The sequence below is a fragment of the Micromonospora sp. USAFONa4 genome, from assembly GCF_057197825.1.
The window spans coordinates 4,007,908-4,021,342 of the sequence record NZ_CM170072.1 but is presented as its reverse complement, the minus strand read 5'-3'; the positions used below and the strand labels follow the sequence as shown (position 1 = coordinate 4,021,342).

Annotated in this window: 10 protein-coding genes; 7 read left to right on the top strand and 3 right to left on the bottom strand. The window is 74.0% G+C overall.

Annotation, left to right across the window (positions count from 1 at the left end; all coding sequences use genetic code 11):
• Positions 1–69: 69 nt before the first annotated feature.
• From AC0OO9_RS17815 to AC0OO9_RS17805, 3 genes are read right to left on the bottom strand one after another with little or no spacing between them, the layout of a single operon-like run.
• Entirely contained in the window at positions 70–1,944 is a 1,875-nt protein-coding gene (locus AC0OO9_RS17815) for an AfsR/SARP family transcriptional regulator (RefSeq protein ID WP_484511208.1), read from the bottom strand.
• A 40-nt stretch (positions 1,945–1,984) separates the two neighbouring features.
• The gene (locus AC0OO9_RS17810; protein ID WP_484511207.1) at positions 1,985–3,535 is read right to left on the bottom strand and encodes an amino acid adenylation domain-containing protein; all 1,551 of its coding nucleotides are present in this window, start codon (positions 3,533–3,535) and stop codon (positions 1,985–1,987) included.
• Positions 3,532–4,890: an MFS transporter gene (locus AC0OO9_RS17805; protein WP_484511206.1), complete on the bottom strand. Its 1,359-nt coding sequence runs from the start codon at positions 4,888–4,890 to the stop codon at positions 3,532–3,534. The genes AC0OO9_RS17810 and AC0OO9_RS17805 overlap by 4 nt, the downstream gene beginning before the upstream one ends.
• A 768-nt stretch (positions 4,891–5,658) precedes the next feature.
• Here AC0OO9_RS17805 and AC0OO9_RS17800 point away from each other — a divergent pair.
• The 7 genes from AC0OO9_RS17800 to AC0OO9_RS17770 are packed head-to-tail and all read left to right on the top strand — an operon-like array spanning position 5,659 to position 13,428.
• On the top strand, positions 5,659–5,907 hold the full coding sequence (locus tag AC0OO9_RS17800; protein ID WP_151453764.1) for a phosphopantetheine-binding protein: 249 nt from the start codon (positions 5,659–5,661) through the stop codon (positions 5,905–5,907).
• Positions 5,904–9,098, top strand: coding sequence for a non-ribosomal peptide synthetase (locus AC0OO9_RS17795; RefSeq protein WP_484511205.1), 3,195 nt, complete (start codon positions 5,904–5,906; stop codon positions 9,096–9,098). The genes AC0OO9_RS17800 and AC0OO9_RS17795 overlap by 4 nt, the downstream gene beginning before the upstream one ends.
• A complete protein-coding gene (locus AC0OO9_RS17790) occupies positions 9,095–9,820 on the top strand; it encodes an alpha/beta fold hydrolase (protein ID WP_484511204.1) in 726 nt (241 codons plus the stop codon). Before AC0OO9_RS17795 ends, AC0OO9_RS17790 begins: the two co-directional genes overlap by 4 nt.
• The gene (locus tag AC0OO9_RS17785) at positions 9,817–10,557 is read left to right on the top strand and encodes an SDR family NAD(P)-dependent oxidoreductase (RefSeq protein ID WP_484511203.1); all 741 of its coding nucleotides are present in this window, start codon (positions 9,817–9,819) and stop codon (positions 10,555–10,557) included. Before AC0OO9_RS17790 ends, AC0OO9_RS17785 begins: the two co-directional genes overlap by 4 nt.
• On the top strand, positions 10,554–11,834 hold the full coding sequence (locus AC0OO9_RS17780) for a glutamate-5-semialdehyde dehydrogenase (RefSeq protein WP_484511202.1): 1,281 nt from the start codon (positions 10,554–10,556) through the stop codon (positions 11,832–11,834). Before AC0OO9_RS17785 ends, AC0OO9_RS17780 begins: the two co-directional genes overlap by 4 nt.
• On the top strand, positions 11,831–12,100 hold the full coding sequence (locus AC0OO9_RS17775) for an acyl carrier protein (RefSeq protein ID WP_151453759.1): 270 nt from the start codon (positions 11,831–11,833) through the stop codon (positions 12,098–12,100). The genes AC0OO9_RS17780 and AC0OO9_RS17775 overlap by 4 nt, the downstream gene beginning before the upstream one ends.
• Positions 12,097–13,428: a TrpB-like pyridoxal phosphate-dependent enzyme gene (locus AC0OO9_RS17770; RefSeq protein WP_484511201.1), complete on the top strand. Its 1,332-nt coding sequence runs from the start codon at positions 12,097–12,099 to the stop codon at positions 13,426–13,428. Before AC0OO9_RS17775 ends, AC0OO9_RS17770 begins: the two co-directional genes overlap by 4 nt.
• Positions 13,429–13,435 lie beyond the last annotated feature (7 nt).

Genomic DNA, 13,435 nt, shown 5'->3' with positions numbered 1-13,435 from the left:
GACGGCTGGCCCGGCGACGATCAGCCGCCGGCGTCCGGGCCGCCGCGCCGCATGCCCGTGCGGGCCGGCTCACCGGCGCGGCCGGGCAGTCGTGGTGGGATGCTGACCGCGCAGGGCCACGACCTGGTCGCACTCGGGGCTGCGGCCCAGTTCGCGTACGTGGGCGCGGACGAGCTCGGGGATCCGGTAGCGGCCGTCCGGCAGCGCCTCGGCGAGCCCCGCGTCGACCAGGCGTTCGGCGGCGACCTCGGCGGCGGCCATCGGCTGGCCCGACAGCGCGGCGAGGTTCGACACGCTGACCAGGCCCCGGTCCAGCCGGCTCAGCAGCCGCAGGGCCCGCAGCGCCACGCCGTCGCCGTCGCCGTAGCGGGTCAGCACCCGCACCGCGCCGGCGAGGCAGTCCCGGATCGACATCGACTCGCAGACCAGGGCGTCGAGCCGGGCGGCGGGATCGGCCAGCCGGGCGGCGAAGGCGGCGAGCGACCAGTTCTGCCGTGTCGCCAGCCGGGCGGCCGCGATCCGCAGGGCCAGGGGCAGCGCGTCGCAGCGCTCCACGAGCGTGCGCGCCGCCTCGGGCTCGGCGTCCACCCGCTCGGCGCCGAGGTGGTACCGGAGCGTGTCGAGCGCGTCGTCCGTGTCCAGGGAGCCGACGGAGACCCGGGTCGCCCCGTCGAGGGTGGTCATCCCGGAGCGGGAGCTGACGATCAGGGCGCAGCCGACGGGCACCGGCCCGAGGACGCGTACCTGGGCGGCGGTCGCCACGTCGTCGAGGACGACCACGACCCGACGGCCGGTCAACAGGGCCGACCAGCCCGACGCGGGGTGGTCGCCCGTCGGCGCCGACAGCCCGAGCGACTCGGCCAGGACCCGCACCGCCCGGGCGGCCTCCGCCGGCCCGTCGGGTGTGCCCCCGCCCATGGGTACGAACACCGACCCGCCCGGGTGCTCCGCGGCCAGCTCGTGCGCGGCGCGCACCGCCAGGGCGGTCTTGCCGGCGCCGGCCAGCCCCTGGACCACGCCCGGCCGCCCGGACCTCACGCCCTTGACGAGCCGGCCCAGCTCGGCCGCCCGCCCGTGCAGGGCCACCGGGTCGGCGGGGAACCGGGAGGCCGACGGACTCGACGTGACCACCCGCACGGGCGGGCGGGCCCCGGGGTGGTGCAGCCGCAGCGCCGGATCGTTGCGCAGGATCCGCTGTTCCAGGTCGCGCAGGGACTCGCTGGGCTCGATGCCCAGCTCGTCGACCAGCAACCGCCGCAGGTCGCGGTACGCCCCCAGGGCGACCGCCTGCTGGCCGTCGCGGTACAGGGCGGTCATCAGGTGGGCGTGCAGGCGCTCCCGCAGGGGATGCTGGCTGACGAGCACCTTGAGTTCCGGCAGCAGCATGCCGTGCCGGCCCAGCTCCAGCTCGGCGCCGATGCGGGCCTCGACCGTGGCGATCCGGGTCTCCTCCAGGCGGGCCACCTCGGCCATCACCAGCGGGGTCGGCCGGACGTCGGCCAGCGGGGCACCGCGCCACAGCGCCAGCGCCGCGTCGAACCCCTCGACGGCGGCGTCCGGCAGGCCGGCCGCGAGATCGGCGTGGGCCTGCCTGATCAGCCGCTCACACTCGCCGATGTCGATCGTCTCGGCGGCGACCACCAGGCGGTAGCCGGGACTGCGGGTGGTCAGGACGCGGCCGTCGCGGTCGTTCAGGGCGCGGCGCAGCCGCCACGCGTACCCGGCGACGAGACCGCTGGCCGAGGCCGGCGGGTTGTCGTCCCAGAGTTCGGCCACCAGTTGTTCGAGCGACACCACCTGGTCGGCCTTGAGCAGCAGCATCGCCAGCAACGCGCGCTGTTTCGCCGACCCGATCCCCCGCCACTGGACGCCGTCGTGGAACTCCACCGGCCCCATCAACCGGAAACGCAGGCGGGCGGGTGGTGCTTGCCGCGGGATGGGCATCTCTGCTCTCGATTCGTGAGCGTGGTGGGGTCGGTGCCGCTCAGACCAGTCCGACGTCCGCTGCCAGCCGCCGGCGGTCGACCTTGCCGTTGGCGTTGACCGGAAAGAACTCGACCCGGTGGTACCGCGCCGGTGCCATGTAGGGCGGCAGGTGGTCGGCCACCAGGGCCGCCAGGGCCGCCTCCGCCACGGTGTCGCAGGTGTAGAGCGCGTGCAGCTCGACCGCTCCGGCACCGGGCAGCGCCAGGACGACGACGTCGTGCACCCCCGGGTGCCGGCGCAGGACGGACTCGATCTCGCCCAGCTCGATCCGGTAGCCGTGGATCTTGACCTGGTCGTCGAGCCGGCCCAGGTGGACCAGCTCACCGTCCTCCCGTCGCACCCGGTCCCCCGTCCGGTACCAGCTCGCCGGGCCGGGCGGGCCGTCGACCGGCGTCGTCCGGCGGCCGTCGTGGTCGACGAACCGGCCGGGGTTCTGCGCGGGGTCGAGGTAGCCGTCGAACCGCTGGCCGCCCCGCACGCAGAGCTCGCCGTCGTCCCCGGCGGCCCCGTCGTCCGCCAGCAGGACCCCCTCCAGGTGCGGATGGATCCGCCCGATCGGCACGGTGTCGTTGCTGGTGCGGGGCCACCGCGCCGGATCGGCGGGAAGCTGGTAGCGGGTGCAGGTGACGGTGAGTTCGGTGGGCCCGTACAGGTTCTCCAGGGTGCTGCCCGGCGCGGCGTCCGCCCACGCCCGCGCCTGGGCCAGGGTGAGCTGCTCACCGGCGAAGAGGCTCCACCGCAGGCCCGGCATGCTGCCGGGACGCAGGGTGCGCAGGCGGCGGGCCAGGGAGATCACCGACGGTACGGAGAACCAGTGGGTGATCCCGTTGTCGTTGACGTAGCGGACGGGGGCCAGGGTGTCGCCGGGCGCGGCGACCACCAGCAGCGCACCGGACGACCAGGCGACGAACATGTCGAACACCGACGGGTCGAAGGTCAGCTCGAAGGTCTGCGACAGCCGCAACCCCGGCCCCACCTGGTAGGCCTGCACGCAGTGCGCGAGGTAGGGGGCGAGGTTGCGGTGCCGGATCGGCACCCCCTTGGGCGTGCCGGTGGATCCGGAGGTGAACAGGGTGTACGCGACGTCGTCGGGGCCGCCGGCGTACGCGTCGGTCCACGGCTCGGCCGGCACGTCGTACCAGCGCTGCTCCGGGGTGTCGGGCAGGTGCAGGACGCCGACCGGCCCGGCCGCCTCGTCGGCCACCCGGCCGCCCGCGTCGTCGGCGAGCAGCGCGTCCACGCCGGCGTGGGCGCAGGTCCGCCGGATCCGTTCCGCCGGCGCGTCGGGGCCGAGCGGCACGACGGTCGCGGCCAGCCGCAGCGTGGCGAGATAGCCGACGTACGCCGCGAGGGTGCGCGACGCGCAGAGCCCGACGACCCGGGGCGGGCGGCCGTGCAGGGCGACCAGCCGGGTGGCCAGCCGCTCGACCCGGTCCAGGAGTTCGGCGTACGTCAGCTCGTGCCCGGCGACGCGCAGCGCCGGGGCGTCGGGATGCCGGCGGACCGCGTCGGTGAACCCCTGGAAGAGCGTCGGGCCGTCCGCGCTCACCGGGAGCCGCCGGTGGTCGCCGCCTCCGGCAGGTCCCCGCCGTCGTCGGCCGTGCCTGCGCCCCCGCTGTCGTCCGCGTCGCCGGACGCCGGCGCGGCGGCCGGGCCGTCGACCTCAGCCATGCGCTCCCGGGTGACCACCTTGAAGAACGGGTAGATCAGCAGTACGCAGAGCACCGCGAAGAAGCCGAACGCCACCTGGTAGGAGAAGAACTCGGCGAGGATGCCGGCGAGGATCGCGGCGACCGGGGTCATGCCCCAGGCCACGAGACGGCTCGCGGCGCTGAACCGACCGAGCATGTCGGCCGGCACCAGGGACTGCGTGATGAACCGGGAGTTGACCGTCCACATCGTGCCGCCGGCGCCGGCGAGGAACGCCGCCGCGCCGATGGCCCAGGCGCTGGACGGCGCGGCGGGCAGCAGCGCCGGGGCCGCGACGAGGGCGAAGGCGCCGACGATGTCGGTGAACATGGACCAGCGGCGGCCGATCCACCGGTTGACCGGCCCGACGATGACGGTGCCGATCACCCCGCCCGCGCCGAGGCCGGTGAGCAGGAAGCCGTACTGCCGCTCGTCGAGGCCGAGCGGGCCGCCGACGGCGTAGACCGGGATGAGGGCGAGCCACGCCGCCCAGCAGCCGGCCATGATCGCGATGAGCAGCGCCATCGTCCGGAGCAGCCGGTGCTGCCAGAGGAACCGGAGGCCCTCGCGGATGTCCTCGTTGACCGAGCGCTTGCGCTCGGGGGCCGCGACCTTGAAGTTGCCGACCAGCAGGAGCAGCAGGACCGCGCCGGCCACGTAGGCGAACCCGGTGACGCTGAGCGCGAGCCCGAACCCGACCGCCACCAGGAAGCCGCCGATCGGCTGCCCGGCGAAGCCGTTGAACAGGTATTCCAGGGCGGTGATCCGCGCGTTTGCGGTCTCCCAGCGGTGCTTCGGCACGGCCGACGGGACGATGGAGACTCCGGCGATCCCGGCCACCACGTCGGCCAGGCCGATGACCAGGGCGGCGGCGTAGATCAGCGCCAGGGTCGGGCTCGCGGCGAGCACGGCGACGAGGAGCGCGCCGACGGAGACCATCCGGGCGATCTCGGCGCCCATCAGCAGGGCCCGCCGGTCCATCCGGTCGACGAAGACCCCGACGTGCAGCGCGGCCACCAGCCACGGCAGGCTCATGATGGCCGCGACGGCGGTGACCACGACGGGTGATCGACTGATCTGGGCGGCGAGCAGCGGGAGGGCGATCCGGGCCACCGCGTCGGCGATGTTCGTGGTGCCCGTGAAGACGACCAGAATCCATTCGTTTCGCCTGGCTCCGGGCGGATCCGCCTGCGCTGTGGTTTGAGCTGTGGCCACGACAATCCCTCGCACGGTCTTGAATTGGGAGAAGTGAATCGGAACTCCGCCGCGAAGTTCGCACAGCACCCGGACAAACGATAAGGGACCATTTACCCGGCCGCGCTTGTCAATTAGCTGACACGCAATGCCGAGCGGGTCGGGGACCGATCCCGCACTTCCGCCCCGGCCATCGCCGGCAATTCCGATCGAACCGGTCGCCGGGGCTGAACGGAGTCGCAGGTCATCGGGGTCCGCGCGTTGACAGGGTGGTCGTACGGGTATCGACAGGCGGCTCCAACAATCGCGGAAAGTCCCTTTCGCGCCTTATGGGAATACTCTGCGTTGCGCTGGTTGCACCATAGGTCATCCGGGGGAACGTGTCCATCCTCACGTCAGCGGGTCGGCCGGCCTCTCCGGGGGCGACCACGACAGCCCACCGGGACCCGAATAATACGTACGGGCGTTTCTGTCGCCCGGTGCCGCTTCTGAGGCGATTACGGCGGCATTGCCGCCCCGCCGGACCCCGCCGCCCTGCCTCCGCCACTGGCCAGCGCCCCTTTTACGCCGTACCCGCCCGAGCCGGACGGGCTCCGGGGTGCCGCCCGAATCAGCGACCAACGACATTCCATCCCGGGAACATCGAGAGAACATCGGCGCCGGGATGCTCGGACCCGTAGAACTTCCAAGCGCAAATTCAGTCGACCCCCCACCTCGATCGGCGCCCGGCTCCTCGCCCGGTTTCCGATCATTGCGGCGCGGCCGACCTCAGGTGAACGGGAAGCAGGGATGACGACTCCAGCTGACCTCGACACGACGATCGCGAAGTACGCGTCGGTGGCCTTCGACGACTCGACCCCCCTGCTGGAGGCCGGCCTCGAATCGCTGTCCCTGCTTCGGCTCGCCGTCGAGCTGGCCGACGACGACGACGCGGAGATCGACGCCACCCGCCTGGTGGACCTCCGCACCGTCGGCGACCTCAAGCAGTGGCTACGCGAGCTGAGCGCCGTGGGCGCCGAGACCGGAGGCGCACGGTGACCACGACGGCCGGGACGGAACCCGCGACGGACACCGGCCCGGTGCGACTGCCGATCACCGAGTCACAGAAGGGGCTGCTGGTCGTCAACGAACGCTCGCCCGGCCGCGCCGTCTACAACCAGCTCGTCCGCTTCGACATCGACCCCTCGATCCCCGACGAGACGATCGAGCGCGCGCTGGCCACGGTGGTCGCCGTCCAGCCGGCGATGCGCCAGGTCTTCGGACTGCTCCCGGAGATGCACGCGCGGCTCACCCCGCCGCCGGGTCCGGAGGACTTCCCGCTCGACCGGGTCACGGCCCGGCTGCGCGACTTCGAGGAGGCCGTCGCAGCGGCGCAGCGGCGGATCGGCCGACCCGAGTTCGACCTGGCCAACGGCCCCGCGTACCGCTTCGCCGTCGTCCGCTGCGTCGACGAGCCCCGGGTGGCCGTCCTCCTCTGCGACCACCACATCATCCTCGACGGCGTGTCGATGGGGCCCCTGGTGCGGGACCTCCAGGAGGCACTGGCCGGCCGCCTCGCCGGGGCGGAGGTCGAGCAGCGGCGCGCCGCCCGCGAGAAGGCCTTCGTCAAGGAGCTGGCGGCGCAGAACCGCACCGCCACCTCCGACCGCGTCGTCGACCGGTCCCGGGAGTGGGCGGCCCGGCTGCGGGAGGTCCCGCCCCTGGTGCTGGCTCCCCTGCCCGGCCGCGCCGCGCAGACGGAGTTCACCGGCGACCGGGTCAGCTGGTACCTGAGCGCGGCCGAGACCGCCGCGCTGTCGGAGACCTGCCGGCGGCTGGAGATCTCCCCCTTCGTCTTCTTCTCCGGCATCTACGGCACCGTGCTGGCCCGGCACGGCAACGTGTCCAGCGTCCTGGTCGGCAGCCCGTTCATGGCCCGCCGCACGATCGGCGCCTTCGACCTCGGCGGCTTCTTCGTCAACACGCTGCCGGTCACCGTCGACGTGGAGTGGAGCCGCACCGTCGACGAACATCTCGGCAAGGTGGTCCGGGAGTCCATCGACTTCTGCCGCGCGAACGTCGACGTCACCTTCAACCGGCTCGTCGCCGACGTACGGCCCGACCGGTCCAGCAACCGCAACCCGCTGTTCTCGGCGATGCTCGCCATGCAGGACACCTTCACGCCCGAACCGGGCGGGGCCGTGCTGCGGGTCCTGGAGCCCGGCAACGGCACCGCCAAGTTCGACCTCTGGCTGGGCGCCACCCCCGTCGACGGCCGCTGGCTGCTCGAACTCGAGTACGACCGGCAGCTCATCGCACCTGTCGTCGCCGACGGGCTGCTCACCTCGCTGCGCGACGCCGTACGCGGGGCGGTCCGGGACGGCTCGCAACGGCTCGGTGACCTCTTCGCCGACGCCTCCGCCGCGGCCAGCGTCCGCTCCGACGGCTGGACCAGCCCGCTGACCGGCGACACGCCGTGGGACTGGGTGACGGCGGCGGCCCGGCAGCGGCCCGACGCCCCCGCGATCGAGGACCCGACCCGCCGGCTCGACTACCGCCAGTTGCTGGCCGAGGCCGAGCGGATCAGCGCCGGGCTCGCCGCGCACGGCGTCGGCCCCCGGGCCGTGGTGGGCCTCGCCGCGACGACCCTCTGCGACACGGTGACCGCCATCCTGGCCATCCTGCGCCGCGGCGCGGCGTACCTCCCCCTGGACCCGGGCCTGCCCGCCGAGCGGCTGGAGTACATGGTCCGGCGGGCCGGCTGCGAGTTCGTCGTCGGCGAGGCCCTGGTGCCCGACGTGCCCACGGTCGCGGTGGCGGACCTGGCCGCCGCGACGGAGCCGGTGCCCGATTCGCTGGCCGACCCCGACGCCCCGATCTACGTGATGTACACGTCGGGCTCCACCGGGCAGCCCAAGGGCGTCCAGATGGGTCACGGCCCCCTGGCCAACCTCACGAGCTGGCAGATCGCGGCCCTCGGCATGGACGCCGAGACCCGCTTCCTCCAGTACGCCCCGCTCGGCTTCGACGTCTCCTTCCAGGAGATCCTGCCGACCCTGGCGGCGGGCGGGACCGTGGTCTCCCGCGAGCCGGCCGACCGGCGGATGTTCACCGCCGTCCTCAGCCGGATCGCCAGGACCGAGGTGACCCACGTCTACCTGCCGGTCGCGGCGCTGCGCCCCCTGGTGCAGACCGCCGCGAGCCGGGGCACCCGGTTGCCCGCGCTGCGCTACCTGTGCGTCTCCGGCGAGCAGCTCATCGTCGACGACGAGATCCGCGACTTCTTCCTCGCCCACCCGCACTGCACCCTGGTCAACCTGTACGGCCCCACCGAGACCCACGCGGTCACCTCGCACCGGCTGTCGTACCGGGACGCGGTGTGGCCGACCCACGTGCCGATCGGCCAGCCGTACCCGCGGGTGAGCGCGTACGTGGTCGACGCCACCGGCCACCTCGCCCCACCCGGCGTCGCCGGCGAGCTGCTCCTGGGCGGGGACTGCCCCGCCGACGGCTACATCAACGACCCGGAGATCACGGCCGAGCGGTTCGTGCCCGACCGGTTCTCCGGCGCGCCCGACGCGACCATGTACCGCACGGGGGACCTCGTGGTCCGCGACGACCGGGGCGACCTGGTCTTCCTGGGCCGGATGGACACCCAGGTCAAGATCCGGGGATACCGGATCGAGCTGGGCGAGATCGAGGCGGTCGCGAACCAGGTCGACGGCGTCCGACAGTCGGTGGCCGTGGTCCGGGGCTCCGGCTCCGACCGGGAACTCGGGCTGTTCGTCCGCCCCGACGCGGACTCGACAGTCGACCCGGAACAGGTCCGCAAACGGCTGACCACGGCGCTGCCGGTCTACATGCGTCCCCTGTGGATCTTCCCGGTCGACCGGGTCCCGACCACGCCGACCGGCAAGACCGACCGCGACGCCCTGCTGCGGCTCGCCGACGAGCTGCTGGTCGAGCAGCAGAGCGCCGACACCGCCGAGGTCGCGTACGCCGACGACCTGGAGCGGGAGCTGGCCGGGCTGTGGGGCGGGGTGCTCGACGTCGAGGGCATCCGGCCGGACCGCCCGCTCATCGAGTACGGCGCCCACTCGCTGAACATCTTCACCACCCTCGCCGAGGTGCAGGAGCGCTACGGGGTGGCGGTGCCGCTCGTCGACTTCTTCGCCGCGCCCACCGTGGCCACCCTGGCGGGGCTCGTCCGCGCGGGGCGGGGCGGCGACGATGCGGCGGTGACGCCGTGACGACCAGGTTGCCCGGCCGGCTGGTCCCCCTGCTGCGGCGGGGCGCCCGACCGGCGTGCGTACTGCTGCCGGGCGCCGGCGGCGGGCTACAGCCCTACCTACGGCTCGCCGCGGCCATCGGAAAGACCCACAACGTCGCGGCCGTACGCGCGGCCGGCCTGCTGCCCGACGAGGAGCCGGAGCTCAGCATCGCCGAGATGGCCGACGCGGCGGCGCATGCGCTGGACGCGGACGGCACCGTCCCGGCGGCCGTCTTCGGCTGGTCCCTCGGCGGCTCGGTCGCCTGGGAGCTGTGCGTCCGGCTGGCCGAGCGGGGGCACCTGCCCGACCTGGTGCTGGTGGACGCGACGCCGCTGCCGCGCCGCGCCACGGCCGAGGAGGACGCCCGGGTCCGCGAGACCGTCGTCGGGATGCTCGGGCCGCGCCCCGCCCCGGCGACCGTCGAGCGGGTCCGGCGGGTCTTCGACACCCAGGTCGCCGCCCTCGCCGAATACCGGGCCGAACGGCCGTACGCCGGCCGGGTGCTGATGCTGATGTGCACCGACGAGGAGTTCGGGTTCCGGGCGGAGGCCGAGGCCCGGTGGCGGGAACTGGCGCCGGAGCTGAGCGCCGGGCGGCTCGACGCGGGGCACTTCGACGTCTTCGACCCCGAGCGCCTCCCGCAGCTCGTCGACGAGGTGACGCCGTTCCTCGGCCGGGCCTCCGGTGCGGTGCTGCGATGAGCCCGCTCGCGGTCGTCAGCGGCGGCACCCGCGGCATCGGGCTCACCTTCAGCCGCCGGCTGGTGAAGCTGGGGCACCGGGTGGTCGCGCCGTACCGGGGTGACGCCGTCGCGGCGGCGTCGGCGGCGGCGGAGCTCGGCGCCGCGTTCCACCCGGTCCGGCTCGACGTCGGCGACGCCGACGCGGTGGGCGCCGCCGTGGCGACGGTCCTCGCGGAGCACGGCCCGCCGACCGTGCTGGTCAACAACGCGGGCATCAACATCGACCGGCCGTTCCTGGAGATGTCGACCGAGGACTGGCGGCGGGTGCTCGACACCAACCTCTCCGGCGTCTTCCACCTGACCCGGGCGTTCGCGCCCGCGATGCTGGCGGCCGGGCGCGACGGCGTGATCGTCAACGTGGGGGCCACCACCGGCATCCGCCCCCGCCGCAACGGCGTGAACTACTGCGCCAGCAAGGCCGGCCTGCTCCAGCTCACCAAGTGCCTGGCGCTGGAGCTGGCGCCCCGGATCAGGGTCAACTGCCTGATCCCGGGCATGACCGAGACCGACGAGCTGGTGACCCGGTTCCGGCTGGACGACCCGGCCGCCCGCGCGGCGGTGGTCGCGGAGATCCCCCGGGGCCGCATCGGCACCACCGAGGAGATCGCCGACGCCCTGGAGTTCCTCGTCGGGCCGGCGAGTGGATACCTGACCGGGCAGAAGCTGATCGTGGACGGTGGGCAGTTCATGTGGTGACCGATGTGGACGAGATCCTGGACGGCGCGACGCGGGCCCGGGCCGAGCTGCCCCCGCCCGGCGACGGGCGCTACGACCGGTACTGCGAAGCGCTCGCCGACCGGCTCGCCTCCGGCTGGGCCGACGTGCTGGCGGCGAACGCCACCGACGTGGCCCGGGGCACCGAGGCGGGCCTCGGCCCCGAGCTGGTGGACCGCCTGGCGCTCGGCAAGCGCCACCTCGACGCGCTGGTCGACCTGATCGCGCGGACCCGTGCGGCGCTGCCGGCGGTGACCGCGCCGACCGAGGGACACCGGGCCGGCAACGGCGCCACCGTACGCCGGCTGCCCAAGCCCCTCGGCGTGGTTCTGATGATCTTCGAGGCGCGGCCGACGGTGACGGTGGAGGGCGCCCTGCTCCCGGTGGCGGTCGGCAACGTGGCCGTCCTGCGCGGCGGCTCGGAGATCGCGGCCACCAACCGGGCCCTCGCCGTCGTCGTCGGGCAGGCGCTGGCGGACGCGGGGCTGCCCGACGGCACCGTACGGATCGTCACCGACCCCGACCGCCGGCTGGTGCGGGCCCTGCTGAAGCGGCACGACGCGGTCGACGTGCTGATCCCCCGGGGCAGCCCGACGTTGATCGACTACTGCCAGACCAGCTCCACCATCCCGGTCATCGCCAGCGGCGGCGGGGTCAACCACCTCTACGTCGACCGCAGCGCCGACCTGGAACTGGCCGCCCGGATCGCGCTCGACAGCAAGCTGGGCGAGCCCACCGCGTGCAACACCCTCGAACTGGTGCTGGCCCACGCCGACGTGGCCGAGGAGCTGACCCGGGCCCTGCTGCGGGCCGGCGCCGGGCTTACCGAGCCGTGGCTGCTACGGGTCGACCCCCGGCTGACCGCCGCCGTGCCCGACGGGGCGCCGGTGGCCGAGCTGACCGCCGCCGACGACGGCCGCGAGTTCCTGGAACGCGCGGTCGGCATCCGGCCCGTCGCCGGCCTCGACGAGGCGGCGGCCCACATCCGCCGTTTCGGTTCCCGGCACACCGAGGGCGTGGTGGCCACCGACCCGACGGTCGTGGACGGGTTTCTGTCCAAGGTGGACGCCGCCGCGCTGGTGGTCAACGGCTCCCTGCGCCTGCACGACGGTCCGACGATGGCCCTGGGACCGGAGCTGTCCATCAGCACGGGCCGGCTGCACGTACGCGGGCCCGTCGACCTGTCCGCCCTGCTGACCTGGAGCTGGGTCGTCGACGCCGGGGGCAGGCTGCGCGGCGCCGGGACGGAGGCGGCATGACGGACCGGTCCCTGATCAACGAGGCGGTGAAACGGCTGGTCGTACGCGAGTCCCGGCTCGCGGTCGATCCCGGCACGGTCGACGACCACGAGCCCCTCAACGGCGACCTGCTGCGGGTCAACTCGCTCGGCTTCCTCGGCATGCTCGTCCGGCTGGAGGACGAGCTGGACGTGACGCTGCCGGACGACATCTTCGCCGGGCGGGTCTTCACGACCGTCGCGGACCTGGTCGACGTCGTCGCCGACGTGGTGAAGGAGGAGTCGTGACCGAGACACCCCGGGCCTGGCGCAGCGTCCTGCCGCACCTCGGCTACGAACTGCCCGCGGACGTGACACCGGAGGACACCGACGGCCCGGTGACCGCCACCCTGCCCCTGGAACTGATCCGGCAGAGCGTGTCGGCCCGGGAGTTCTGGCCGATCCCGGAGCCGGTGGCCGAGCGCTACCGGGCCTACCGGCCCGCGCCGCTGTGGCGGGCCCGCCGCTTCGAGGCCGAGATCGGGGCCACCGTCCCGATCTACGTCAAGTACGAGGGCGGGAACATCTCCGGCAGCCACAAGTTCAACACCGCGCTGGCGCAGGCCCACTACTACCACCGGGCGGGCTTCCGGGAGCTGGTCACCGGCACCGGCGCCGGGCAGTGGGGCAGCGCCCTCGCCGCCGCCTGCGCCGCGTTCGGCATGGCCTGCACCGTCTTCATGGTCGGCGGGAGCCTGCGCGACAAGCCGTACCGGGGCAGCCTGATGCGGCTCTACGGCGCGGAGCTGCACGCCAGTCCCAGCCCGCTGACCGGGGTGGGACGCGCCGCCGCCGAGCGGCCGGGGCAGGGCAACAGCCTCGCGCTGGCCATCGGCGAGGCCGTCGAGTACGCCCGGGCGGATCCCAAGCGGGCGTTCTGCATCGGCAGCGGCGAGACGTACAGCATCCTGCACCAGTCGGTGATCGGCCTGGAGGCGATCGACCAGCTCGCCGCCGTCGACGCCACCGTGGACGCGGTGATCGGCTGCGTGGGCGCCGGCAGCAACTTCGGCGGGCTGGCCCTGCCGTTCTTCGCCGCCTGGCGGGCCGGCGAGCTGGACGTGCCCGCCGACCTGATCGCGGTCGAGTCCAGCGCCACCCCGAAGCTGACCCGTGGGGTGTACGCCTACGACCACACCGACTCCACCGGCACCGGACCGATGGAGCCGATGTACACGATCGGCAGCGGGTACGCGATCCCCGCGTCGCACTCGGCCGGGCTGCGCTTCCACGGCGCGGCGAAGCTCATCTCCGCCATGCGGCACCGGGAGCAGATCTCGGCGCTGGCGGTGGGCCAGCGGGAGGCGCTGACCGCCGGCCGGACGTTCGCCCTGACCGAGCTGGTGCTGCCCGCGCCGGAGTCGGGTCACGCGCTGGCCGCCGCCGCCCGCGTCGCGACCGGGCGCGAGTCCGGGCACCCGGCGCGGCACGGGGTGCTGGTCTGCGTCAGCGGGCACGGCCTGCTCGACCTGGCCGCGTACGACAAGCTCCTCGCCGGTCTGCCCGAGGACCGGCCGGCCGACGCGGACGCGTTGCGGGCGGCGACGGCGTCGCTGCGCGCCGTCCACGAGATCTGAAGGGCGT

Excerpts from the sequence above, each read along its gene's own strand:
- AC0OO9_RS17800 (WP_151453764.1), top strand. The coding sequence starts at position 5,659 with ATGACGACTCCAGCTGACCTCGACACGACGATCGCGAAGTACGCGTCG.
- AC0OO9_RS17815 (WP_484511208.1), bottom strand. The coding sequence starts at position 1,944 with ATGCCCATCCCGCGGCAAGCACCACCCGCCCGCCTGCGTTTCCGGTTG.
- AC0OO9_RS17775 (WP_151453759.1), top strand. The coding sequence starts at position 11,831 with ATGACGGACCGGTCCCTGATCAACGAGGCGGTGAAACGGCTGGTCGTA.
- AC0OO9_RS17785 (WP_484511203.1), top strand. The coding sequence starts at position 9,817 with ATGAGCCCGCTCGCGGTCGTCAGCGGCGGCACCCGCGGCATCGGGCTC.